Genomic DNA, 23,813 nt, shown 5'->3' with positions numbered 1-23,813 from the left:
TTATTCCTGCCTATTGCGTTTTTTGGCGTACAGCCATGCGATCTTGCGTTCGTTCGGATAGCTCAGCACATCGTCGAGATCGTCGAAGTCCACCCAGATCGCATCCTCGGCCTCATGGTCGGGATCGCCTTCGACGGTGAGCTCGCCGCTGATCCGGCGCAACGCGAAATGATGGACCAGCTTATGGACACGCTGGTTGGTGCCGGTGAACCAGTAATCGATGGTCGCGATCGATTCGACGACCTCACCCAGGATGCCCGTCTCCTCGTGCACCTCGCGCACGGCGGTCTGCTGCGGGGTCTCGCCTTTCTCGATATGGCCCTTCGGCAGGCACCATTCCAGATGCCCGCTGCGCGAATGCCGGGCGATGATGGCCACCCGGCCACGTTCGTCGAACACCAGGCCACCTGCGGAATACTCGCGGACCACGGGCAGCTCCTGGGCGTCCAGCGATGCGAACGTGGTGGGACCATCCCCGCTACGGCGCGGCGGCATCATGGCCGGCGTGGGCGCGGGCGGTGCGCTCGGCTCGGGTTCGGGCTGCCGCGGAGACTGCGAAGTGTACAGCAGCGTGTCCGGTTCCAGCGGGTTTTGGGTATGCTTGCCCGCAGCATGCGCGAGCATGCGTGCAAGGTCTGCGGGCGTAATCATGGTTTCCACCTTACTCAAATCTATGTGCAGGTGGGGTAATGGTGTCGGTTGCGCGATGGTTGTCTCCGCCGTGGGCCTGCGGCGTGGCCGGGTGACGGTATGCTGGAATGCGCAAGAGTCGTCTGTGAAAGGGTGCGCGTGAATTTCGAAGTGTGGCCGGAAGCCATTGCCTTGGGCCGGATGTTCGCCGATGAGGGGTATGAGCTGGCGTTGGTCGGCGGGCCGGTGCGCGACATGCTGCTGCATAGGCGTTCGCATGACCTGGATTTCTGCACGTCGGCCCGCCCGGAGCAGTTCGAACCGATTCTGCGGCGATGGGGCCGTGACGGGTTCTGGGATATGGGCCGCAAGTTCGGCACCCTGGGCGCGATGCGTCGGCGTGACGACGGCACCGAGGTGCAGGTGGAGGTCACCACCTACCGTTCCGACGCGTACGATCCGGATTCGCGCAAGCCGGAGGTGAGCTACGGCGACACGTTGGAGGGGGATCTGTCGCGGCGGGATTTCACCGTGAACGCGATGGCGCTGCGTGTGCCCGATCTGGAGTTCGTGGACCCGTTCGGCGGCGCCAACGACTTGGCCAAGGGGGTGCTGCGCACGCCCGTCGACCCGCGGCAGTCGTTCGATGACGATCCGTTGCGGATGATGCGGGCGATCCGATTCGTGGCGCAGCTGGGGTTCCGCATCGAGCCGGAGACCGCCGAGGCGATCACGGCGATGGTCGAGCGCATCTCGATCGTGTCGGCCGAGCGGGTGCGCGACGAACTGGTCAAGACGCTGCTGTCCGACCGTCCCCGTGCGGGCATCGAGGCGTTGGTGGAATCGGGGCTGGCCGACATCGTGTTCCCCGAGATCCCGGCGTTGCAGCTGGAAATCGACGAGCACCACCGGCACAAGGACGTGTTCGAGCACACGATGATCGTCATCGACCGCGCCGTGGCGTTGGAGACCGGAGCGGACGGGCCGGTGCCCGCGCCGGACCTGACGCTGCGTCTGGCGGCGCTCATGCATGATATCGGCAAGCCGAAGACCCGCAGGTTCGAGGCCGGCGGCAAGGTCAGCTTCCACCACCATGATGCTGTGGGCGCCAAGATGACGCGCAAGCGGCTGAAGGCCCTGCACTTCGACCACCATGTGGTGGATGACGTGGCGGAGCTGGTGAACCTGCATCTGCGGTTCCACGGCTATGTGGACGAGCCGTGGACCGATTCCGCGGTGCGCCGGTACGTCAAGGATGCGGGGCACCTGTATGAGCGTCTCAACCGACTGACGCGTGCCGACGCCACGACGCAGAACCGGCGCAAGGCCATGGTGTTCGCCTCGGCGATGGACGAGATGGAACAGCGGGTGCGCGACCTCAAGCAGAAGGAGGATTTCGACGCGATCCGTCCGGATCTCGACGGCAACGAGATCATGGCGTTGCTGGATCTGCAGCCGGGTCCGATGGTGGGACGCGCCTACAAGCACATGCTGGAATACCGTCTGGATAACGGGCCCGTGGACCACGACACGGCCGTCGAGGAGCTGCGCCGCTGGTACGCGGCCCTGTAACGGGCCGGAATCAGTGCGCGATCGCCGCCGGCAGGTCGGTCATCTGATCGGCCGGCTGGCAGGTGGCGAAGTCCTGGATCGGGGAGCCGGGGGCGGAGACCTCGTGCAGATCCTTGAGGTTCTTGAACGTGGCGCCCAGCACCACGTCGATGAGTTCATCCTCGCGGTCGTCCATCACCATGATCGCGTCGGTGAAGTTGTCGTTGAGCGTATAGGCCTGGTTGATGCTGTTGCGGCCGAAATAGATCGTCGTGCGTTCGACGTTGTTGATGCCGTTGCCGTTGGCGTCCTGATAGGTGGAGTAGCTCTGCAGCGTGAACCCGCGGTTCTCCAGCCCCTTGCCCACGGCCTGGGCGAATCCGGAGAATTCGGTGCCGTTGAGCACGCGGATGGTCACCGACGGCGCGCTCACCGTGACGGCGGTGCCATCCTCGCCGGCCTGCGCGCAAGGGGCGGTGACGCCGTAGTTCGGCTCCTGCGCCGGCACCCCGACGCGCCCCAGACCGAAGACGTGGAAGAAGAACAGCATCGCGACGACCAGTATGACGGCCATGGCCGCGCCGACGGCGGTGAACACCGTGCGCTGGCGATGACGAATGTACTGCTTGCGGGCCTCCCGCTCGTCATAAGGCTGTGTCATAACTCAAGATCCTCCACGAATGATTGCTACCACCATATCGTCAGCGTCTGACGCAGGGCCGGTCTAGGCCGTGTGGATGTGCACCTTTGGGGCAGCCGGCGCCTCGGCCGCGATGATGCGGTCGACCGCGCCGGCATCGCGCCATGCCTGGACCACGGCGTGCATCCGCTCCTGGTCGGGGACGAACGCCACCACGGAGGGGCCGGAACCGGAGACGAACGCGTGCGTCGCCCCGGCGCGTTCGGCCGCGTCGACGGCGGCGCCGCTGCGCGGGTGCAGGGAGATCGCGGCCCGCTGCAGGTCATTGGCGTGCCCGGGGTCGCCGCCCAGTTCGTCGAAGGTCGCGTAGACCTCCGGCGTGCGCAGTTCCGCCTGGTAGGCGCCGATCAGCAGCGTCCCCGCATAGCCCTGTGCGCGCAGCCGCGCCGCCGCGGCATCATCCAACGGCTCGATGAGTTCGCCGAACCCCGTGCCCCGCGCATAGCCGCCGCTCAGGCAGAACGGCATGTCCGCGCCCAATCCGGCCGCCACGGTGCGCAGCCGCTCGATCGGCCAGTCCAACTCCCACAGCGCGTTCAACGCCAGTAGCGTGGCCGCCGCGTCGGCGGAGCCGCCGCCCAGCCCGGCGCCCACGGGGATGCGCTTGTCGATGCTCAACGCCACGTCGGGCTCATGGCCGCTGGCCTCGGCCAGCGCGAACAGCGCCAGTACCGCGTGGTTGCGACGCATATCGGTGCCGGACGAGGCCAGGTCGCCCAGATGCGTGCCGGTCAGGTCCAGGGAGAAGCCGGTTCCCGGGGCCTTGCGCGTGGCGGTGATGGTGTCGTAGACCCCTACCGCGCAGTAGATGGTGTCCAGGGCGTGACGGTTGCCCCATTCGGCGCGCGGCGCGCCGACCCGCAACGTGAGGTTGGTCTTGGCGGGGCAGTCCACGCTGACGGACTGCGGCGGTTCCTGTGTGGTCATGCCTGTACCTCCTGGGTGGCTTGGGCGAGTCGGGCGAATTCGTCGATGGTCAGCGTCTCGCCGCGGCGCGTGGGGTCGATGCCCGCGGCGGCGAACGCCTCGGCGGGGACCAATCGCTTGAGCGCGGCGTGCAGCGTCTTGCGGCGTTGCCCGAACGCGGCGTCGATCAGGGCGAACACGCGCGTCCGGTCCACCCCGGGGAACCGCGGCTCGGCGTACCGGGAGAAACGCACCAGTGCGGAATCGACGTTCGGCGCCGGCCAGAACACGTTCCGCCCGATGACCCCGGCGCGTTCGGACGTGCCGTACCAGGCCAGCTTGACGCTGGGCGTGCCGTAGATCTTGCTGCCGGGGCCGGCCGCCAGACGGTCGGCGACCTCCTTCTGCACCATGACCAGGAACGAGTCGAGTCGTTCGAACCGCTCCAGCAGGGTGAGGATGATCGGCGTGGCCACGTTGTACGGCAGATTGGCCACCAGTGTCAGCCGGTCATCACCGGTGGCGAGCATATCGGGGGTGAGTGCCAAGGCGTCGCTGGTGATGACGGTGAGCCGTTCCGCGGCCGCCGGCATGAACTCCGCCACGGTGCGGGGCAGTCGTTCGGCCAGCGGTGGGTCGATCTCCACCGCGGTCACCGTCGCGCCCGTCTCCAGGATCGCCAGCGTCAGCGATCCCAGTCCGGGGCCGACCTCCAGGACCCGATCGCCGGCTTTGACGCCGGCCTCCCTGACGATGCGACGCACCGTTCCCGGGTCGATGACGAAGTTCTGTCCGAACTTCTTCGTCGGGCTGACGCCGGCCTCGTCGGCGATGCGGCGGATGTCGGCCGCGCCGAGCAGTTTGCCGTCGGATGGTGTCGGAGTGTGTGTTGTCATGATCCTCGTTACCGTGTTCGTGATGGTCAGTACCAGTTGTGTTGCTGCCAGAATGCGACGGCCTGCGTCGGGCTGCCGTAGCACTGGGCGATGTAGCTCAGGCCCCAGTCGATCTGCACGGCGCCGTCGTCCTGCCAGCCGGGCCCCATCTTGGAGCCGGGCAGGGCCTGCGGGATGCCGTAGGCGTCCGACCAGGGGTTGTCGGCGTACCAGAGCCAGCCGGATTCATGGTTCCACAGCCAGATCAGCGCGTCCCACTCGGCGCCGGTCCACCCGTACTGCGCGGCGGCGCCGGCCGCATAGGTCTGGGCCTGGGCCACGGTCGGGTGCCAGAGGCGTCCCTGCGTGGCGCCGCCGTCGCCCGTGGCGCCGCCGGTGTTGCTGTTTCCGGTGTTGCCTCCGGTACTGCCGTTGTCGGTGTTGCCGGTGCCCGTGTTGCCGGTGTTCCCGCTGTTGTCCGTGCCGGAATCGGGCGGTGTGGCCTGGGTGTCGCCGTCCGATTCCGGGGATTCGGCCGTACCGTTGTCGGAGGGCTGGGACGCATCTCCTGCGCCGTCGCCGTTCCCGTCGTCTGTTTCGGCGTCGTCGTCCGTCGCGTCGTCGTCCGGTGCCGTGGCCTGCTCATTGTCCGGCTGCGCTTGCGGGTTGCTGCCGGAATCGGCCTGTCCGTTGGAGGTGTCGTCGGGGGATTGCATGGTCTCGGGACCGACGGCGACGATGCGGTCGATCGCGATGGTGACGGTCGTCTCGGACAGCAGCGTTTCGCTCTCCGGCTCCCCGTCGACGTAGGTGACGTCGTACACGCGTCGGATCTCCCCGTTCACGCCCTCCTGCCGGATGACGGTCTGGCCGGGGTCCAGGGCGGGGTCGATGACGGTCTGGGTGGAGAACGGCACCGATTCGGTCCGGGTCTGCTCCCCGTGCGTGACCCGCCGGACGCGCAGAATCGTTTCGTCGCCGTTCTTCTCGACGCTGACGCGGTCCTCCTTGTTCAGCACGATGCCTTTGGCGTCCAGGATCGAGGCCGCGGGAAGATTGCCGTCGGGAGCCACGGAGCTGGCGCCGTCGGCGATGACGGTCACCGGGCCATCGGCATTGATGACCAGTCCGCCGGTCAGCCGGTTGTACACATTGCCGATATCGACGGTGATCCGCGCCGCCTCATGCTCGTTGGCCTCGAAGAACTCCAGCAGCTGTTCGGCGCTGGTGGCCACGGTCCAGAAGGGCACCTCCTGACCGTCGATGGTGATGGTGGTCTGGTAGGCGCTGCGGACGGTGATCACGTCGCGGTCGCGCAGCTGCGCCCCGGATGAGGCGATGACCTGGTCATGCGTCTTGACGTCGATGCCCTGGTCCTTGAGCAGCCGGTCCACGGTCATGGCGTAGGTGACCACCGTGGTGGTCTCCCCGTTGACATCCAAGGCGATCGATTTGCGGGAGGTCAGCGCGAAGGTGGCTGTGGAGGCGATGACCACCGCCGCGGCGCAGGCCGCCACACGGATGCGGCGCAAGGTCACGAACCGTTGCGGCGTCCATCGTCTTGCCATGGTGCTCCTCCTGTCGACCACTCTCGGTGCATTGTATCGTCCGACGCACCCGCGCGTCGGAGAATGGCGGTACATGGTCCATTTCACCACAAATGGAGGGAGGGAAAAGAAAAAGGGGGCGGGAGAGAAGGGGATGTTCCCGCCCCCTTATACCGGAGAGAGCTGGTTGGGGGACGCTCTGTCCGGTCCCAGAAGCCTATAGTTGGGGGGGGAAGGCCTCTGGATCACTTACTCAGGGGTAAGATCGGCACAGTTATGGATACTGCTGTATTCGATTATACGACGGTCTTCGAGAACGTCGAGCCTCCTGTCGGGATCGAACCGACGACCTGCCGCTTACAAGGCGGCCGCTCTGGCCATCTGAGCTAAGGAGGCGCATCCCTGCAGTAGGGCTTTAGGGACGAATGAATAGTATAGCCCCATATACTGAAACGGCCGAACATACTCGGATTTGTTATGAAAAACCGGGCGTGTCGGCCGTTGGAAACGGGTTTGGCAGGGTTATTCGCCGGTGGTCAGCGAGATCGGGTCGCCGTCCGCGCCGATCGACGGCATGGCGCCCTCCTGGCCGACCTCGTCCGCGTCGAGACCCACCGAGGTCAGGAACCCATCCACCATGGTCATGTCGGCGAAGGCGAGCTGGTTGATATCCCAGAAATGACCGTTGATGGTCACGGTCGGCGTGCTCATCGAGCCCTTGAGCGAACCGGTGACGTTGAACAGCTCCTCGCGCTTGGGCGTGTAGGTGTCGACCGCGTCCAGCCACGGGGAATAGGCGTCGGTGACCAGCATGTCGGCCACGTCCTCGGAGACGCCGGCGGCCAGGGCCTGCTCGCGGATCTGCTCATCGCTAACCGACTCGTAGGCGCTGCCCTCCTCCGGCTGGAAATCATCCGCGTACATGTTGCTCAGGAACGTCAGCAGATGCGAGGGGTCGTCGTCGTTGTCCACGATGGTCAGCGCGGCGTTCGCCGCCCTCGAGGAATAGTCGTCGGTGGAATACCTGTCCATGAACGCCATGAAATGCAGGTCCAGGTTAAGCTGGCCGGCCTCCATCATCGACACCAGCGTGGGGTCGAGCTGACGGTTGAGGCTGCCGCATCCCGGGCACAGGAAGTCCATATAGATGGACACGGTCGGCGCGCCGTCCACGGCGGTGCCATAGCCGTCCTTGGAGATCGCGATGCCGCCCTGATCGTCGGCATAGCGCGGTTTGGTCTCCACCTCCTGCAGCTGGCTGTAGGCCTCTTCGGCCGAGATCTTGGGGGTGGCGCTGACGGGGTGCGTGGCCCTCCAGATGGCGAAGCCGGCGATGGCGACGAGTACGACGATGATGGCGATGACGATGCCGCCGATGATGGTCTGCTGCTTGCGCTCTTTGGCCGCCTGCTCGGCCGCGGCCTTTTCCGCGGCCTCCTGCGCCGCACGGCGTTCGGCGCGGGACTGCCGCTTCTCTATCTTCTTGTCGTTCTGGGCCATCGGTGTTCCTTTCCTGGTTCCACTCCGACCATAGTAGTGGACGGGGTTCCGAGCAGGCCGGGATGACGGCCGTCACGGCATCAGCGGAAACCAGTCGATGACGGACGCGGTGGAGAATGTCATGGTGGCAGACACCGTGGCCAGGATCCAGATGATGGCGGCGATCACGGTGCGTAGGCGCGGCCGGCGGGCGACATCGTCGGGAATGCCGGCGTCGGGCCGCCCGCCGCGGCAGAGCGTGGCCGCGCCGGTGCGGATGGTGTCCGGCGAGAGGGCCAGCACGCTGACCGTCCAACATACGGCCATCGTTGCGGACAACGCCAGTCCCGCCGCGGATGTCGGCGCCATGTCGTCGGGCGAACCGGTCGTGAACATCGCCACCAGCCACACGCATCCCAGCGCCAGCGCCATCGGCGCGACACGTGCGATTGCCAGCGCCAGCCCCTTGACCAGATGCCAGGGCAGGGCGGCCGCGCGCCGCAACCCGTCGCCCGGTTTGCGTTCTCCGTCGTTGCGCAACTCCCGCCGGAACTGCGAATCGGCGTTCAATCCGGCGGTCAGCGCCGCCCACAGCAGCGCCAGCGCCAATGCCAGGGCGGCGAACGGAACCGCCCCCGCCAGCAGCGCCACAGGTATGACGGCGAGCAGGACCGGTGCCAGTCCGCGACGTCTCAGGGCCTCATGTCGGGCGAAGACGGGGTGGATGACGCTTACCGCGGTCCGGGGATGCATCGGTGGCATGGCAGGGGGAGCGGCGGGCGCGGGGGTGCGCGCCCCGGCGGGCTGTGCGGTGCGGATCGGCAGGGTGGCGCCTTCGACGCCCATCGCGCGGGTCGCGTTCGCATCCAGGGGGACGGTCATGGTCGTGGTTCGGCTTGCCGCTGCGGCCATGGCCGTTGTATGGGAGGTCGTGGCCTGCGGCACCGTTGCGGCCGTGGCCTGTGGAAGCGCCGTCGTGCGTTCGGGGTCGTCGGCATCAGCCCATAGGGTGCGCGGATTGTCCGTGTCCGGCCCCTTCGCCGCCTGGTCCGCGGCGAATCGTGTCCCCGCCACCGGGGAGGTTGCGTCAAAAGGGCGCACCATCTCCCATGCGGTCGGATCGAGGGCGTCACGTTCGATGGCCTGCAGCAGTTCGTCGGGAGTGCATCGTTTGGACCGGTCGGGGTCGAGCGCCGAGCGGAACGCCTCCATCGTGACGGGCGGCAATCCGGCGAGGTTCGCGCGGCCGGCGGCGGCCCGTTCCAACACGGTCATCATCGGCTTGGTGCCGAACACGGGCGATCCGGTGGCGGCGAACGCCAGCACCGAGGCCACCGACCACCAGTCCGTGGTCTCGTCGGATTCGGCGCCGTCGATGATCTCCGGGGCGATGAACCCCGGCGTGCCCATGACCAGACCCGTGCGGGTCACGTGGCTTTCGCCCTCGCCCATCGCGATGCCGAAATCCACGAGCACCGGCCCGGTGACGGACACCATCACGTTCGTCGGCTTGATGTCGCGGTGGATGATGCCTGCGGCGTGCACGGCCTTGACGGCGTCGATGAGCTTGCGGGCCAGCCGTTCCAGATCGTCGCCCACATACCGGCCGTTCGCGGCGACGTCGTCGCGGAGGTTCTTGCCTTCGATCAGCTCGGTGACGATGAACGCGAGCGAATCGTCCAGCTCCATATCCACGATGCCGCACACCCCCGGATGGTGCACACGGCGCAGCGCCATCGCCTCGCGCCGGAGCCGTTCGCGGGCGGTCAGGTGTTCGCGGGCCTCGGGGGATTCCGGCGGTGTATCGTCCTCGGCCAATGAATCGCGCAGGATCTTCATCGCGTATTCGTGGCCGCCGTCGTCGCGTACGTGCCAGACGGAACCCATCGCGCCGGCACCCAACCGGGAGAGCAGCGTATAGCCCCCCACCAGCTGCCCGGATTCCAGATTCAGTTCGCTCATGCTCACCATCCTAGCCGTATGAGGTGCAGATTATGCAGTCGAAATGACAGGATGGGGCCGGGGGCGCCGGAAAGTAGGTACACTCGATGATGATGGATGCATCGGCATGAAGAGGTGCTGACGTTGCGATCCTCAACGGTGAAGCGAACGATCCAGACCTGACTGATGGTTGCGGGGCAGGGCAGTCTCACACCGGAACGTCGCGCTGCGGCATGTGGCGGAGCGCATTCACGCCGGTTGTTCCCCATTGAGAACAAGGAGGAGGAAAGCTCATGCTGGGCATTAATTGGAGTGACGTGATGAACGTCATCATGTCCGTGCTGCCGCAGCTGATCGTCATCGGCGTCGTGCTGGTGCTGGCGATCATCGTGACCGTGGCCGTCAACAAGAAGACGGTGGCGGATACGGCAACGCGCAAGCTCATTCATTCCGAGTCGTGGCTGGTGTTCCTGGTCGCGGCCGTCGTGGCGGTGTCGATGATGCTGTTCGGCCCGCTGGCCACGCTGCTCAACAGCGCGACCGCCACCAAGTACACGCTGAGCGATCAGACCGTCAAGAACGCCAGCGACCTGGCCAAGGAGATCCAGTCCGAGGTCGTCACGCTGCTGCAGAACACCGACGACAACCTGCCGCTGGCGGACAAGAACGTCAACGTCTTCGGCTGGGCGTCGACCAACCCGGTCTACGGCGGCACCGGTTCGGGCTCGATGAACGCCAACTACGAGACCACCTCGATCCTGCAGGGCATGGCCGAGGCCGGTCTGACCACCAACGAGGAGCTCTCGAAGCTGTACACCGACTACCGTGCGGATCGCCCGGTGGTGGCCATGGCCCAGCAGGATTGGACCCTGCCGGAGGTGCCGGCCGCCGACTACTCGCAGGATCTCATCGATTCGGCCAAGGAATTCTCCGATGAGGCCGTCATCGTCATCGGCCGCGTCGGCGGCGAGGGCGCCGACCTGCCGAAGAACATGAAGGGTGAGGGCATCACCTACACCAACAACTCCACCGAGTACGAGGACTTCGAGGACGGCGAGTCCTTCCTCGAGCTGAGCAAGACCGAAGAGGACATGATCAAGCTGGTCACCTCGAACTTCGACAAGGTCACGCTCATCTACAACGGTGCGAACATCTTCGAACTGGGCTTCGTGGAGGACTATCCGCAGATCAAGTCCGTGCTGTGGTGCCCGCCGGCCGGCCAGACCGGCTTCTCCGCGCTGGGCGACATCCTCGCCGGCACCACCAACCCGTCGGGCAAGACCTCGGACACCTTCGTCTATGACCTGACCCAGCAGCCGTCCTACAACAACGCGGGCGACTACAAGTACGAGAACATGACCGAGTTCCCGACCGAGAACTTCGAGGAGGGCGAGACCTCCCCGGCGTTCGTGAACTACGTCGAGAGCATCTACGTGGGCTACAAGTACTACGAGACCGCGGCCGACGAGGGCGTGATCGAGTATGACGACGTGGTCCAGTACCCGTTCGGCTACGGCCTGTCCTACACCACGTTCGAGCAGGAGATGGGCGACGTGACCTACGCCGACGGCACCGTGTCGTTCGACGTGACCGTGACCAACACCGGCGATGTGGCGGGCAAGGACGTGGTCGAGGTCTTCTACAACCCGCCGTACGAGAACGGCGGCATCGAGAAGGCCAGCGCGAACCTGGTGGCCTTCGAGAAGACCGAGCTGCTGGAGCCGGGCGCCTCCGAGACCGTATCCATCTCCTTCGAGGACGACGACATGGCCTCCTACGACGATCAGGACGCCAAGGCGTGGGTGCTGGAGGCCGGTGACTACCAGGTCTCGATCAACGCCGACTCGCACACCGTGATCGACGAGAAGACCGTGACCGTGGACGAGGACATCGTGTACGACTCCGAGGGCAACACCCACGACGGCGACGCCGTTCCGGCGACCAACGCCTTCGACGCCGACCGCGGCGACGTGACCTACCTGAGCCGCGCCGACCACTTCGCCAACCGCGAGGAGGCCCTGGCCGCCCCGACGAACTACACCCTGTCCGACGAGTACAAGGCGCAGTTCCGCAACCAGTCGAACTACGACCCGGCCGAGACCAATGACGACGCCGACGAGATGCCGACCACCGGCGCCAAGGGCGACGTGCGCCTGGCCGATCTGACCGGCAAGGAGTACGACGATCCGCTGTGGGACGAGCTGCTCGACCAGCTGACCTTCGACGAGATGGACAACCTGATCGCCAACGGCGGCTTTGGCACCCAGGCGATCGAGTCGATCGGCAAGATCCAGCTGACCGACGTCGACGGCCCGGCCTCGCTGAACAACAACTTCACCCAGGTCGGTTCGATCGGCTTCCCGTCCTCCACCTCCGTGGCCTGCACCTGGAACAAGGATCTGGCCCGCCGCTTCGGCGAGGGCATCGGCGACATGGCCCATGACATGCACGTCTCCGGCTGGTACGCGCCGGCCATGAACATCCACCGCAACGCCTTCGCGGGTCGTACCTTCGAGTACTTCTCCGAGGACGGCGTGCTCTCGGCCGCCATGGCCGCCGAGCAGGTGGGCGGCGCCGAGTCCAAGGGCGTATACGCGTTCATGAAGCACTTCGCTCTGAACGACCAGGAGACCAACCGTCTGAGCATGCTGTGCACCTGGTCCACCGAGCAGGCGATCCGCGAGATCTACTTGAAGCCGTTCGAGGCCTCTGTCAAGGACGGCGGCGCCGGCGCGGTGATGAGCTCCTTCAACTACATCGGCATCGAATGGGCCGGCTCGCACTCGGGCCTGCTCAACACGGTGCTGCGTGACGAGTGGGGCTTCCGCGGCATGGTGCTGACCGACTACTTCGGCGGCTACGGCTACATGCAGGCCGATCGCGCGATCCGCGGCGGCACCGACGTGATGCTGGCCACCACCGAGATCACCAACCACATCACCGACAAGTCCGCCACCTCGATGCAGGCGATGCGCACGGCCACCCACAACATCCTGTACACGGCCGCCAACAGCTGGATGTACGAGGATGGCGAGCCGAAGGTTGAGGTCCCGATCTGGAAGACCATCACCTACGTGGTCTGGGGCGTCGCCGCTGTGGCGTTCCTTGGCCTCGAGGCGCTGGCCATCAAGCGGTTCCTCGACCGCAAGAAGGCCGCCAAGGCCTGATCTCCTGATCGGTTAGGCGACCTGGCCGCACCGATCCTGGGCGGCACCCCATACCGGGGTGCCGCCCCTTTTCGTTTCTCTCCTTAATCGTTCCGGTCCCTGCTCTCGGACTCTGACACATTGTGACCGTGACATATTCCCGAAATCCCCGAAATTCCGGCGTTGTTGGAGACGGGGTTAGGCGGAGATGGATCAGAGTCCGAAAAGGGGGATTACCGTGGAGGACGGGGTCGCCGTGGGGATGGCCCGGAATCCGGGAGCGCGGTGAGGGATGCGGAGGAATCCGGGGAGCGCAGCTCGCGGACCTCGTCGCGCAGGGCGGCCACGGTGCCGGTCAGCTCGCGGATGTCCTGGCGCAGACGGTCGTTTTCGGACTGCGCCTCCTCCTCGCGTTCCTCGGCCTCGGCATTGACCTGATCCACAATCCATGAGGCCAGCATCGCCGTGATCATGCCGATCAGCGCGATACCGGTGAACATCAGCCCCACGGCCACCATCTTGCCGTAGATCGTCACCGGCGTATGGTCGCCGTACCCAACCGTCGTCGCCGTCACGAACGCCCACCACAGCGCGGTCGGAAAATCCGTGATCGACGAGCCCTCGGCGTTGCGTTCCACCGCGTACACGGCCAACGCGCTCACATAGATCAGCATCGACACCGAGCCGATTGTGTACACGGTGAGCTTGCCTCGCACCGCCATGCCGCTGGTGCGCCCCAGCACATGCAGCACCTTGACCAGCCGCAGCAGTCGCAACGGACGGAACATCGGCAGCACAATCGACAGCAGCCCGATCAGGTCATGTTTGAACCACTGCCACTTGTTCTCGGCCAGCGCTAGCGAAACCACGTAATCCACGATGAACGCGATCCAGATCGCGTTCATCACCCCCTCGCACAGCTTGAGGTGCGTGCCGACCAGCACCTGCCAGGAGAACGCCACCAGGAACACGATGGCCAGAATCATCAGCGGCCAGTCGGTCCATCGCTGCCACTTCTTCAGTCTCATAATCCGATGATAGTGCGTATCGCCTGTCTGGGCGTAGACGCTGGGCGAAGTCGGTGGAGGGTCGGGCCGCGGAAGGATTCGTTCGGAAGTTGGCAGATGGGCGTTCAAGTAGGCAGGTCATTCGCGTGATCCATTTCAGAAAACGGCTTGATACCGACATCGTGTATTGAGAGATGTCTCGATACGCCTGCCTACTTAGACGACAATCTGCCTACATCATGAAACCTGGTCCGCATGTGACGCCGTCCCGGTCGTCCGCCCGTCCGTACGGCTGCGTGGCCATTCCGCGCGGCCGTGCGGCATCGTGACTGTGAGATAAGTCGTCAAAGGGCATCACCCCCAAACCAATCTTTCCCGCAACCCCGCACGAGCACGATGTATCACGGTCACGGAGCGGGGCGGACCGATTGTGCGAATAAAACGACAGGTTGTGTAACCCCGCGCACACCCCACGGCAAAACCTGATTCAATCAAAGTGGAAGGCGAATCGCGCGCGGTGCAGCGTTTGCGATTCGTTCGAGAATACAGTGCAAGGGAGAACCATGGAACTCGAAGAACTTTCGGTGTTGGAGAAAGCGGCGATGCTCTCGGGCGCGTCGGAATGGGATTCTCGCGGCAACGAACGGGCTGGCATCCCCAGCTTCGTGATGAGCGACGGTCCGCACGGCGTGCGTCGCCAGCTCGGCGCGGGCGACCACCTGGGCCTCGGCCAGTCCAAGCCTGCCACATGCTTCCCGACCGCCGGCACGGTCGCGAACTCGTGGGATCCGGCGCTCGCCGAGGAAATGGGCGAGGCGCTGGGCAAGGAAGCCCACGACCTGGACGTCAACGTGCTGCTCGGCCCCGGCCTGAACATCAAACGCAACCCGCTTTGCGGCCGTAACTTCGAATACTATTCGGAGGATCCGCAGGTCGCCGGTCACATGGCCGCGGGCCTCGTCAAGGGCATCCAGAGCAACGGCATCTCGGCTTGCCCGAAGCATTTCGCGGTCAACAGCCAGGAGCTGCGCCGCCAGGCCTCGAACAGTGTGATCGACGAGCGCACGATGCGCGAGATCTACCTGACCGCGTTCGAGATCACCGTGCGCGAGGCCCACCCGTGGACCATCATGACCTCCTACAACGAGATCAACGGCGTCTACGCGCACGAGAACAAGCACCTGTTGCAGGAGATCCTGCGCGACGAATGGGGCTTCGACGGCATGGTCGTCTCCGACTGGGGCGGCTCCAACTCCGCCGTCGACGCCGTCAAGGCCGGCGGTAGCCTGGAGATGCCGTCGCCCGGCTTCACCTCCGTGCGCGAACTCGTCGGCGCCGTGCAGGCCGGCACGCTGTCCGAAGCCGACCTCAACGCCCGTGCCGCCGAAGTGGCCAAGATCGCACGCCTGACCAAGACCGAAGGTGTCGGACGCGACGACCTGCTCACGGATGACGTCGCCGCCGCCCACCATGCTGTGGCTCGCCACGTGGCCGAGAACTCCAGCGTGCTGCTGAAGAACGACGACGCCACGCTGCCGCTCAAGCCCGGCGCGACCGTGGCCGTGGTCGGCGACATGGCCAAGGTGGCCCGCTTCCAGGGCTCCGGCTCCTCCAAGGTCAACGCCACCCGCGAGGAGAACCTGCTCGACGAACTGAGCAAGGCCGAAGGCGTGACCGTGGCCGGCTACGCGCAGGGCTACGACCGTCAGGGCGCCAAGAACCAGGGGCTGATCGACGAGGCCGTGGCGCTCGCCGGCAAGGCCGACGTGGTGGTGGCCGTGGTCGGCCTGGACGAGCGCAGCGAGTCCGAAGGACTCGATCGCTCCACGATGGCGATTCCGCAGGTCCAGAACGATATGGTCGACGCGCTGGTGGCCACCGGCAAGCCGGTGGTGATCGTGCTGGTCGCCGGCTCCCCGGTGGAACTGCCGTGGTACGACGGCGTGGCCGCGATGCTGTACATCGGTCTGTCCGGTCAGGCCGGCGCCTCCGCCACCGCGAACGCGCTGACCGGCAAGGTGAACCCCTCCGGCCACTTGGCCGAAACCTGGCCGCTCCGGTACACGGACTGCCCGAGCTCCGGCTGGTACCCGGCCATCGGCCGCGACGCCATCTACCGTGAAGGCCCGTTCGTCGGCTACCGGTACTACAGCACCGCCGGCGTGCCGGTCCGCTTCCCGTTCGGCTACGGCCTGAGCTATGCGACGTTCTCGTACTCGGACATGAAGGTCGACGACAACGGCGTGGAATGCACCGTGACCAACGACTCCGACGTGCCCGGCGCCACCGTGGTCCAGCTGTATGTGCGCGGACCCCAGGGCGGCGTGCTGCGTCCGGACCGCGAGCTCAAGGGCTTCGCCAAGGTCCAGCTGGATGCGCATGAGTCCAAGACCGTTCGCATCGAGTTCGACCGTTACACGTTCCGTCATTTCGACGTCGAATCCAACGCCTGGCATGTGGAGTCCGGCGAATGGACGCTGATGGTCGGTGCGAACGTGGAGGACATTCTGTTGACCGCCACGCATGAGGTCAAGGGCGATGTGGACCCGAAGCCGGCCGACCCGGCGCTCGGCTCCTACCTGACCGGCAAGGTCAAGGAGGTCACCGACGACGAGATGACCGCGCTGTTCGGCCGTTGGGTCACCGCCCCCGGCAAGCCCGAGACGTTCGGCGCCAACGACCCGATCTCCTCGTGGGTGGATTCGAAGGGCTTCGCGGCCCGCACCGTGGCCAAGGTGCTGACCAACCGCGAGAAGTCCGTGCGTGAGAAGACCGGCCAGCCGGATCTCAACACGCTGTTCATTCTCAACATGCCGCCGCGCGCCATGAGCAAGATGACGCAGGGCATGATCGACTCCGCGATGGTGCAGGCCATCGTCAAGATCGCGAACCGCCACACCTTCCGCGGCATCGGATCGTTCATCGCGGGATTCTTCCGCAACCAGTCCGCCAACAAGCGCACAGAAAAGGAGCTCAACAATGAGTGAGGCAGAGAAGAAGGCGTACGCCAACCCGTTCATGGCATGGTGGATGCCGAAGTGGAATGAGTTCTGCGCCAAGTACCCCAAGCTGTCGAAGTGGGTCTATCAGATCTTCTACTTCTTCGTGTTCAGCATGGGCGTGACGATCGTCCAGTACCTGATCTTCACGTTCCTGCCACCAATCCTCGGCATCGGCCTGGCCGGCACCGAGTTCATGTGGCCGCAGGTGCCGATGAACCTGTTCGGCGTGGACTTCACCTGGAGCCTGCTGGGCTACAACGTGGTCTATGACTCCGCCGGCGCGGTCGCCATCGGCGGCGGTCTGGGCTACTTCATCAGCTATGAGGTCGGTTCGTTCATCGCGCAATGCATCAACTTCCCGCTGCAGCGCAACATCACCTTCAAGAGCCACGGCAACCCGGTCTACCAGGCCATGTGGTACTTCATCGCGTGGGTGCTGATTTCGCTGATCTGCAACGGCTTCAACAACCTGTGGATGCCGATCGCCCAGGCCTATGTGCCGCTGGCCGTGTACAACATCCTCGTGACCTTCATCACGGGCGGTGTTTCGATGGTCATCTTCTTCTTCGTCTTCAAGATCATCTTCCCGGAAGGCGAGAAGAAGGAAGAAACCAAGTGACCCATGTCCGGGCCTGACGCCCGTACACGCTAGAGGGATGCAGGGTCCCGCCGGAATCAACCGGCGGGACCCTGTTGCGTTTTGGGCCGAAGCCCTTTTGCGGCGGTGACACCGTACGCCTGTGACAAATGTGCTATTTGGGGCGGCTGATCTGGCCCATCTGCTGTAGTGTCACCGTGTTCCTGCATCACATGTGCTATTTCGGATGGTTTATCTGGCCCTTTTGATGCACTGGCATCACGCCCCTGCACCACATGGTTCATGTTGGGCATTGCATAAAGCCCTTTTGATGTAGCGCCACCGTGGTCCTGCAGCATATGTGCCAGTTCGGGAGCCATGTAAGGCCCATTGGGTGCATTGGCCGCATGAGCATGCGCCGTTGCGGCACTCAGCGGCGCTCAGCGCGGGATCAGCGCGGTGAGCGTGAACCAGTGGTCCTTGGTCCGGATCGTCACCTCGCCGCCATATTGCTGCACGATGTGCCGGATTGACTTGACACCGAAGCCATGCGAGCGCGCATCCCTCTTGGTGGTGCGCAGATTGCCCTCGGGGTCGGTTTTCAGCGCGGAGTCGTAGTAGTTTTCCACACGCAGCACGGTGAACTGTCCCTGCTGGTACAGCGCGAGCCGGATCAGGCGCTTCTCGGGGTCCGAGAGCTTTGATGTGGCCTCGATGGCGTTGTCCAACGCGTTGCCGAACAGGGAGGCGATGTCCATCGACGACATGCCCTCCAGCAGCTTGCCATCGGCCACGGCGGTGAACGTGATGCCCTTGTCCGCGCAGGTGCGCGTCTTGGCCGTCAGGATGACGTCGAGCACCGGATTGCCGGTATGCTGCTGTGCGCCGTATTCCTGCACGGACGCTTCGAGCTGCTCGAAGCCGGCCGCCGCATGTTCGGGGTCCACCTCCGCGCGCAAGGCCGCGATCTGGTGTTTGAGATCGTGCGCGAGCCGCCCGATGGATTCGATGTTCTCCTTGGACTGCAGGTACTCCTGGTGCTGGCTTTTCAGCTGCGCATCGATGGACGCCAGTTCCATGTTGGAGGCGAGCCGCCGCGCCTGCTCCTGCTGCGCGTACAGAATCACGAAGCCGCACAGGTCCACCAGGGTGCGGATGTAGAACACCTCCTGCCCCACGGTGCCGGAGAACGGCGTGTTCGTGGAGACGAAGCTCAGGTTGCTCATCGCGAAGGTGATCAGCGTGGTGGCCAGAGTCATGACGGCGGCGGACAGCGTCGGCACGGTGGGCTGGGTCCGGCTGAAGTTGCCGCGTTCCACCGTGCAGGCGATCGCGAAGCACAGGCCGTAGGTCACCGCCAGCAGGATGGCGTTCTCCCACCAATCGGGGGTGCTGCCCAGCGCGTGTTCGGCGAAGGTGGCCAACTGCCAGTGCAATGAGGCGATCAGCTCGCCCAGGATGAACGCCCTTGCCGTGATATACAGGCCCTCGCGCTTGCCGGTGCCGATGGCGAGCATGATGATGCCGAACATGCCCATGGCCGCCAGACACATGCCAAGAACCCAGAACGGCAATGACATCGTGCCCGCTAGATACTGCAGTCCGATGAGTACCGGCAGTCCCAGCGCGGCGGTCAGGATCGTCCGCGTCAGCGTCACCCGTCGGTACAACGCGCAGATATACACCAGACAACCCAGCCATTCGCTGATGGCCGTGTACAGACGGGGGATGTCGGGCAGTGCGTTGACGATGCCGCCGCCGGTCATTGCGCGCCGCCCATATAGTCCGCCAGCGCCGTCAGGAACGCCTTCTTGCGCGGGCGGCTGATGCGCAGGCGCTCGCCGTTGGACATGACGCAGTCCTGGTCCTCGACGGCGGAGACATACCGCAGGTTCACCAGATAGCAGGAATTCGACCGGAAGAAGTCGTGGTCGGCAAGCCTCGATTCCAGTTCCTTCAGGGTGCCGGTAATCGAGAGTTTGCCGCCCAACGTGTGGATGATGATGGTGTGCCGGATGGACTCGATGTACACGATGTCGGTCAGGTTCACGCGAATCTGCTTCGATCCGGTCTCCACCAGCATCGAGTTGTCGGAGCGGCGGTGCACGGTGTCGATCGACCGTTTGAGTTCCTGGCTGAACGCGAACCACGGCACCGGTTTGAGCAGGTACGACAGCGCCTGCACCTCGTATCCGCTGATGGCGTATTGCGGTGCCGCGGTGATGAACACGATGACCACGTCGTTGTCGCGCTCGCGGATACGTCGGGCGGCCGTCATGCCGTCCATCTGCTTCATCTCGATATCCAGCAGCAGGATGTCGTAGATCGGCGTGTAGTGGTCGACGAGCGTCGCGCCGTCGTTGAACGCGGACACCACGAACTCCTCGCCCTGCTCACGCTGGTACCGGTTGAGATAATCCAGGATGATCTGGCAGGCTGCTGGGTCGTCCTCGACAACGCCGATTCGGATGGGACGCATATCCTTCGCCTCCTTCGCCACTCTCGGTCCATCATTCAGCATACACGGTTGCGGTGCGGCGGATAGGACTGTGCGCCATGCGAAAACGGCGGCGTCCCGCGTCGTGCGGGGCGCCGCCGTTGACGGTCGGTTTGCCGGTTTTGTCAGGCGAAGGCCGCACGGATCTGCGCGGCGGTGCCGTAGGAGGCCTGCGCGCCGTAGTTGGTGGCGGCGTAGGCGGAGACGTAGGAGGCCAGCTGGGCGCTGTCCATCAGCGTCATGCCGGAGGACAGGCCGGCCAGGATCGTGCCCATGAACGAGTCGCCGCAGCCGGTGGTGTCGCGGGCCTGCACGCGCACGGGGGAGATCCGGTGGATGTCGTCGCCGTCGATGACCACGGAACCGTCGCCACCGAGCGTGACCACGGCCTGCCGGAAGCCGTACTCGTGCATCTTGTCGGCGATGGCGTGCCAGTCCATGCCGTCCCAGTCGTCGTCCTCGGGCTCGCTGATGTTGAGCAGCTGGGCCATCTCATGCTCGTTGACCAACAGGATGTCGGAGGCTTCGATCAGTGCGCGCGGCAGTTCGGTGGTGAACGGGGAGTTGTTCAGCAGCACGGTCGCGCCGGCGTCATGCCCCATGCGGGCCACGGCGGTGACCGTGTCGATCGGGCTTTCCAGGCACAGGCCGATGGTCGGGGCGGCGGTGATCGCGTCCTTCATCGACTCGACGTACTCCACCGTGACCTGCGCGTTGGAGCCGGGGGAGTAGATGATCGTGTTCTCGCCGTTGGCGTCCACCGCGATGACCGTGGTGCCGCTGGGACCGAGGACGTGCCGCACGTACTGGGTGTCGACGCCGGCCTCGGCGAGCTTGCCCAGCAGGAAGTCGGCGTTGGAGTCGGAGCCCACCGCACCGAAGATGCGGACGTTCGCGCCGATGCGGGCCGCGGCTGCGGCCTGGTTGCCGGACTTGCCGCCGGGGAGCACCTGCAGGGGGCCTCCGTTGACGGTCTCGCCCGGTCCGGGGAGTCGTTCGGTGGAGACCGTGTAGTCGGCGTTCATGGAACCGATGACGGACACCGCGCCGTGGATGTCATCCAACTTCGCGAGGATATCGTGCATGCTTTCTCCTTGGTGATGGTTCTTGCGGAATCGGCCGGGGCGGAGGGGCGCCGCCCCGGCGAGGAATGGTCACTTCGTGCCGTAGATATACTTGCGGAATACCAGGTACACGATGAGGCCGAGCAGGATGACGCCTGCGGCGATGAGCAGCAGGTTCGAGTATCCGGCGGCCGCGCCGGCGGTGCCGACGATGCTGGTGCCCTCGGCGGGGACGGTGGCCAGCAGGCTGCCGAAGATGGCGATGCCGATGGACGGGGAGACGTTCATGACCAGATCGTTCAGGCCCACGCCGCGGCCGGACTCATCCTTGGTGAGGGTGCCCAGCACGGTGTCGACGACCGGCGAGTACAGCAGGCCGACGCCGCAGTACAGCACGCAGGCGCACACGGTCAGCCAGATGAAGCCCTTGTCCACGCAGAACGCCGCTCCGGCGAAGCCGCAGATGAGCAGGCAGGCCGCGGTGATGATGGCGGTCTGGCGGCCGATCTTGCCGACGATCACGCCGGAGGAGGTGCCCACGATCGCCGCGCAGACGAAGGCCCACACCAGGTAGGTGGAGACCTGCGAGGCGTTCATGCCGTAGAGGGCGCCGCCGATGGCGTTGTAGAACGGGGAGACCACGTAGTTGGTGAAGTAGAACAACGCGATCAGCGAGATGGCCATGAGCCAGCGCTTGTTCTTGAAGAACGACGGGGTGATGAACGGGTTCTCGGCCTTGGAGATGTACACGCCGAAGCCGATGAACAGCACGGCGGCCAGGGCGAGCATCCACCAGCTCATGTAGGAGAAGAACAACGTCAGGAACGCGGTGGCCACGCCGAAGATCACGAAGCCCATCGCGTCGATCTTGTCGCCGCTGCCGTTGCTGTCGGGCAGGTTCTTGAGCAGGATCGGCAGGAAGAGAATCGTCACCGCCGGGATCAGGAACAGGAACTGCCAGCTGATGGTGCTCAGCAGGCCTGCGGCGAACACGCCGATCGAGGCGGACAGCTGGTAGGCGGCGGTGTACAGGCCGAAGAAGATGACCTTGAGCGAGGTCTTCAGATACTTCGTGGCCACCACCAGGAACGCCGAACCGGCCACCTGCTCGCCCGCGGTCTGCAGGACGCGCGCGATGATGACGGTCCACAGGTTGGCGGGCAGGAAGTAGTTGGCGAAGAAGCCGAACAGCGAACCGACCAGCAGCGTGATCAGGCCCACGGTCACGAGCTTGCGCAGGGAGATGAAGTCGCCGAGCGAGCCATAGATGAAGCAGACGATGCCGAGCACGAGGCTCGGGAACGCGGTGATCAGCGAGGCCTGCTCGGGTGCGCCGACGTCGGCGCCGACCTGCTGGAACACCAGGTTGAAGCCCTGCAGGCACAGGGTGCCGAGCACGAAGGTGATGAGCAGCGGGATCAGCGCGCGGATCGCCATCTTGTTGGTGGCGTCGTCGACGTCCGCGGTCACGACGGCGGTGGTGTTGTCGGTCATGGGAGTGGTCCTTTCCTTGGTCGTGCCTGTGTCAGGCGGCAGTGCGGGCCAACCCGGTGATGCGGGTCATGAATTCGTCGAGGAAGCGCGGCACGTCCACACCGACGGCCACCTGCATGGTCTTGACTGGGTCGTTCAGGCGGGTGTTGTCGCCGATGGTGCGGCCGCGGGTCGGGCCCTCCACGTCCACCTGCATGTTGATGGGCAGGGTGGTCACGAGCGTCGGGTCGACGGCCACGCCGACCGCGAGCGGGTCGTGCAGGCCGCAGCCGCCGAGATGCGGGGAGGTGGTCTCGTAGGCCTTGATGTAGAAGTCGGTCATGTCGGCGAGGAATGCGCCGGCCTTGGTGCCCAGGTCGCGCCACTGCTGCGTCTCCTTATAGGTCAGGAGCGTCTGCAGGGTCACGTCGAGGCCGATCATCGTGGCCGGGGCGCCCGAACGGAACAGGTAGTCGGCCGCGTCGGGGTCCTGCGAGATGTTCGCCTCGACGCAGGCGTTGACGTTGCCGCAGACGGTGAGCGCGCCGCCCATGAGCACGATCTTGCCGATCTCATCCTTGATTTCCGGGGCCTTGCGGATGGCGGCGGCGATGTTCGTCATCGGGCCGGTCGGCACGTAGACCAGGTCCTTGCCGTAGGTCTTGACCGCGTCGATGATGAAGTCGACCGCGGGTTCAGTCTCCGCTTCGCGCGCGGAATCGGGGATGTCCACGTCACCGATTCCGTTCTGGCCGTGGATGAACTTGGAGATCTCCAGCACCTCGAATCCGTCCGTGGTGCTCGAATGGGGAATGCCCTTATATACCTTGACCTCGGGATGTCCGAGCAGGTCGGTGATGGCCAGCGCGTTGCGCACACCCTGCTCCAGCAGCACGTTGCCATACGTGCCGGTGATGCCGATGAGCTCGACTTCGGGGCTTCCCAGTGCATAGGCGATGGCGAGGGCGTCGTCGACGCCGGTGTCCAAATCGAGAATGAGCTTGGTCATGATGGATTCCTTCCTTCTGAACGGCCGTTCCCAAACGGCCAGTGAGCCCGGAGCAATAAGGTCGGCTCCGACGCTCGGCGGCTGCCGCCGTGTCATCTTCGATCGGTTAGCAATACAGCCTGGCGGGCGTGTCGTCCGCGTATTTCCATGATAAATGGGGCCGGAAGGGGTGTGCGCGGAAGCCAATGATCACAACGCCTCGCTCGGCGTGTTGCTAAAACGTTACATCATTGATTTTGCGGGATTTTGTCGGCCGATGTCTCCGCATCCGGGCAGGTGTCGAGCAGAGGTGGACGGGGGAGTCCCAGGCCTTAAAGCGGGAGGGCGTCGTCGCGCCCGTCCGGACGGGGTTTCCGGGATTTAGGTCGGCGCGGCGGGTCAATCGTGGGCGTGCATGCCCCGCCTCGCG

The 23,813-nt window shown here is 65.1% G+C and carries 17 protein-coding genes, 1 tRNA gene and 1 pseudogene; 4 read left to right on the top strand and 15 right to left on the bottom strand.

Annotation, left to right across the window (positions count from 1 at the left end):
* Entirely contained in the window at positions 1-651 is a 651-nt protein-coding gene (locus OU11_RS06860) for an NUDIX hydrolase (RefSeq protein ID WP_033515541.1), read from the bottom strand.
* Positions 652-789: 138 nt separating this feature from the next.
* Here OU11_RS06860 and OU11_RS06855 point away from each other — a divergent pair, with 138 nt between their 5' ends.
* Positions 790-2,202: a CCA tRNA nucleotidyltransferase gene (locus OU11_RS06855; protein ID WP_033515540.1), complete on the top strand. Its 1,413-nt coding sequence runs from the start codon at positions 790-792 to the stop codon at positions 2,200-2,202.
* A gap of 10 nt (positions 2,203-2,212) precedes the next feature.
* Here OU11_RS06855 and OU11_RS06850 read toward each other — a convergent pair whose 3' ends face one another.
* The 7 genes and pseudogenes from OU11_RS06850 to OU11_RS09630 all read right to left on the bottom strand — a co-directional run.
* Complete coding sequence (locus OU11_RS06850; RefSeq protein WP_033515539.1) at positions 2,213-2,842, bottom strand: LytR C-terminal domain-containing protein; 630 nt, start codon at positions 2,840-2,842, stop codon at positions 2,213-2,215.
* Positions 2,843-2,905: 63 nt separating this feature from the next.
* Complete coding sequence (locus tag OU11_RS06845) at positions 2,906-3,808, bottom strand: 4-(cytidine 5'-diphospho)-2-C-methyl-D-erythritol kinase (RefSeq protein ID WP_033515537.1); 903 nt, start codon at positions 3,806-3,808, stop codon at positions 2,906-2,908.
* Positions 3,805-4,683 carry a 16S rRNA (adenine(1518)-N(6)/adenine(1519)-N(6))-dimethyltransferase RsmA gene (gene rsmA, locus OU11_RS06840; protein ID WP_033515535.1) on the bottom strand — a complete coding sequence of 293 codons (879 nt, stop codon included), beginning with the start codon at positions 4,681-4,683 and terminating at the stop codon, positions 3,805-3,807. The genes OU11_RS06845 and rsmA overlap by 4 nt, the downstream gene beginning before the upstream one ends.
* Positions 4,684-4,709: 26 nt before the next feature.
* Positions 4,710-6,230, bottom strand: coding sequence for an aggregation-promoting factor C-terminal-like domain-containing protein (locus OU11_RS06835; RefSeq protein WP_033515533.1), 1,521 nt, complete (start codon positions 6,228-6,230; stop codon positions 4,710-4,712).
* Positions 6,231-6,531: 301 nt separating this feature from the next.
* Positions 6,532-6,605: transfer RNA gene (locus OU11_RS06830), tRNA-Thr, on the bottom strand.
* 126 nt (positions 6,606-6,731) lie between these two features.
* Positions 6,732-7,709, bottom strand: a complete 978-nt coding sequence (locus OU11_RS06825) for a DsbA family protein (protein ID WP_033515531.1) — start codon at positions 7,707-7,709, stop codon at positions 6,732-6,734.
* 1,044 nt (positions 7,710-8,753) lie between these two features.
* Positions 8,754-9,659 (bottom strand): annotated as a pseudogene (locus tag OU11_RS09630) (serine/threonine-protein kinase); the annotation flags it as partial.
* A 263-nt stretch (positions 9,660-9,922) separates the two neighbouring features.
* On the opposite strand from OU11_RS09630, the gene OU11_RS06815 reads away from it, so the two are divergent.
* The gene (locus OU11_RS06815; protein WP_033515529.1) at positions 9,923-12,796 is read left to right on the top strand and encodes a glycoside hydrolase family 3 N-terminal domain-containing protein; all 2,874 of its coding nucleotides are present in this window, start codon (positions 9,923-9,925) and stop codon (positions 12,794-12,796) included.
* Positions 12,797-13,008: 212 nt separating this feature from the next.
* Here OU11_RS06815 and OU11_RS06810 read toward each other — a convergent pair whose 3' ends face one another.
* Positions 13,009-13,803 (bottom strand): potassium channel family protein, encoded by a 795-nt coding sequence (locus OU11_RS06810; RefSeq protein WP_081963504.1) that lies wholly within the window; start codon positions 13,801-13,803, stop codon positions 13,009-13,011.
* 542 nt (positions 13,804-14,345) lie between these two features.
* Here OU11_RS06810 and gluB point away from each other — a divergent pair.
* Positions 14,346-16,769 carry a beta-glucosidase GluB gene (gene gluB / locus OU11_RS06805; protein ID WP_033515527.1) on the top strand — a complete coding sequence of 808 codons (2,424 nt, stop codon included), beginning with the start codon at positions 14,346-14,348 and terminating at the stop codon, positions 16,767-16,769.
* A complete protein-coding gene (locus OU11_RS06800) occupies positions 16,762-17,403 on the top strand; it encodes a hypothetical protein (RefSeq protein WP_223224098.1) in 642 nt (213 codons plus the stop codon). The genes gluB and OU11_RS06800 overlap by 8 nt, the downstream gene beginning before the upstream one ends.
* A 56-nt stretch (positions 17,404-17,459) precedes the next feature.
* On the opposite strand, the gene OU11_RS09250 is transcribed toward OU11_RS06800, so the two are convergent.
* The 6 genes from OU11_RS09250 to OU11_RS06775 form a co-directional block, all read right to left on the bottom strand.
* A complete protein-coding gene (locus OU11_RS09250) occupies positions 17,460-17,741 on the bottom strand; it encodes a hypothetical protein (protein WP_152597109.1) in 282 nt (93 codons plus the stop codon).
* A 60-nt stretch (positions 17,742-17,801) separates the two neighbouring features.
* Positions 17,802-19,127 carry an ATP-binding protein gene (locus tag OU11_RS06795; RefSeq protein WP_033515525.1) on the bottom strand — a complete coding sequence of 442 codons (1,326 nt, stop codon included), beginning with the start codon at positions 19,125-19,127 and terminating at the stop codon, positions 17,802-17,804.
* The gene (locus OU11_RS06790; protein ID WP_033515523.1) at positions 19,124-19,840 is read right to left on the bottom strand and encodes a LytR/AlgR family response regulator transcription factor; all 717 of its coding nucleotides are present in this window, start codon (positions 19,838-19,840) and stop codon (positions 19,124-19,126) included. Before OU11_RS06790 ends, OU11_RS06795 begins: the two co-directional genes overlap by 4 nt.
* Before the next feature lie 143 nt (positions 19,841-19,983).
* Positions 19,984-20,943 (bottom strand): ribokinase, encoded by a 960-nt coding sequence (locus OU11_RS06785; RefSeq protein WP_033515521.1) that lies wholly within the window; start codon positions 20,941-20,943, stop codon positions 19,984-19,986.
* A gap of 69 nt (positions 20,944-21,012) precedes the next feature.
* Positions 21,013-22,416 (bottom strand): MFS transporter, encoded by a 1,404-nt coding sequence (locus tag OU11_RS06780; protein WP_033515520.1) that lies wholly within the window; start codon positions 22,414-22,416, stop codon positions 21,013-21,015.
* Between the two features lie 31 nt (positions 22,417-22,447).
* Positions 22,448-23,404, bottom strand: a complete 957-nt coding sequence (locus tag OU11_RS06775; RefSeq protein ID WP_033515518.1) for a nucleoside hydrolase — start codon at positions 23,402-23,404, stop codon at positions 22,448-22,450.
* Positions 23,405-23,813: the final 409 nt, after the last annotated feature.

Source organism: Bifidobacterium pullorum DSM 20433, assembly GCF_000771405.1.
Lineage (GTDB): Bacteria > Actinomycetota > Actinomycetes > Actinomycetales > Bifidobacteriaceae > Bifidobacterium > Bifidobacterium pullorum.
The sequence above is the reverse complement of the archived record's forward strand: the minus strand, read 5'-3'. Positions and strand labels throughout refer to the sequence as shown.

Excerpts from the sequence above, each read along its gene's own strand:
- OU11_RS06860 (WP_033515541.1), bottom strand. The coding sequence starts at position 651 with ATGATTACGCCCGCAGACCTTGCACGCATGCTCGCGCATGCTGCGGGC.
- OU11_RS06850 (WP_033515539.1), bottom strand. The coding sequence starts at position 2,842 with ATGACACAGCCTTATGACGAGCGGGAGGCCCGCAAGCAGTACATTCGT.
- OU11_RS06845 (WP_033515537.1), bottom strand. The coding sequence starts at position 3,808 with ATGACCACACAGGAACCGCCGCAGTCCGTCAGCGTGGACTGCCCCGCC.
- rsmA (WP_033515535.1), bottom strand. The coding sequence starts at position 4,683 with ATGACAACACACACTCCGACACCATCCGACGGCAAACTGCTCGGCGCG.
- OU11_RS06835 (WP_033515533.1), bottom strand. The coding sequence starts at position 6,230 with ATGGCAAGACGATGGACGCCGCAACGGTTCGTGACCTTGCGCCGCATC.
- OU11_RS06825 (WP_033515531.1), bottom strand. The coding sequence starts at position 7,709 with ATGGCCCAGAACGACAAGAAGATAGAGAAGCGGCAGTCCCGCGCCGAA.
- OU11_RS06815 (WP_033515529.1), top strand. The coding sequence starts at position 9,923 with ATGCTGGGCATTAATTGGAGTGACGTGATGAACGTCATCATGTCCGTG.
- OU11_RS06810 (WP_081963504.1), bottom strand. The coding sequence starts at position 13,803 with ATGAGACTGAAGAAGTGGCAGCGATGGACCGACTGGCCGCTGATGATT.
- gluB (WP_033515527.1), top strand. The coding sequence starts at position 14,346 with ATGGAACTCGAAGAACTTTCGGTGTTGGAGAAAGCGGCGATGCTCTCG.
- OU11_RS06800 (WP_223224098.1), top strand. The coding sequence starts at position 16,762 with ATGAGTGAGGCAGAGAAGAAGGCGTACGCCAACCCGTTCATGGCATGG.
- OU11_RS09250 (WP_152597109.1), bottom strand. The coding sequence starts at position 17,741 with ATGGCTCCCGAACTGGCACATATGCTGCAGGACCACGGTGGCGCTACA.
- OU11_RS06795 (WP_033515525.1), bottom strand. The coding sequence starts at position 19,127 with ATGACCGGCGGCGGCATCGTCAACGCACTGCCCGACATCCCCCGTCTG.
- OU11_RS06790 (WP_033515523.1), bottom strand. The coding sequence starts at position 19,840 with ATGCGTCCCATCCGAATCGGCGTTGTCGAGGACGACCCAGCAGCCTGC.
- OU11_RS06785 (WP_033515521.1), bottom strand. The coding sequence starts at position 20,943 with ATGCACGATATCCTCGCGAAGTTGGATGACATCCACGGCGCGGTGTCC.
- OU11_RS06780 (WP_033515520.1), bottom strand. The coding sequence starts at position 22,416 with ATGACCGACAACACCACCGCCGTCGTGACCGCGGACGTCGACGACGCC.
- OU11_RS06775 (WP_033515518.1), bottom strand. The coding sequence starts at position 23,404 with ATGACCAAGCTCATTCTCGATTTGGACACCGGCGTCGACGACGCCCTC.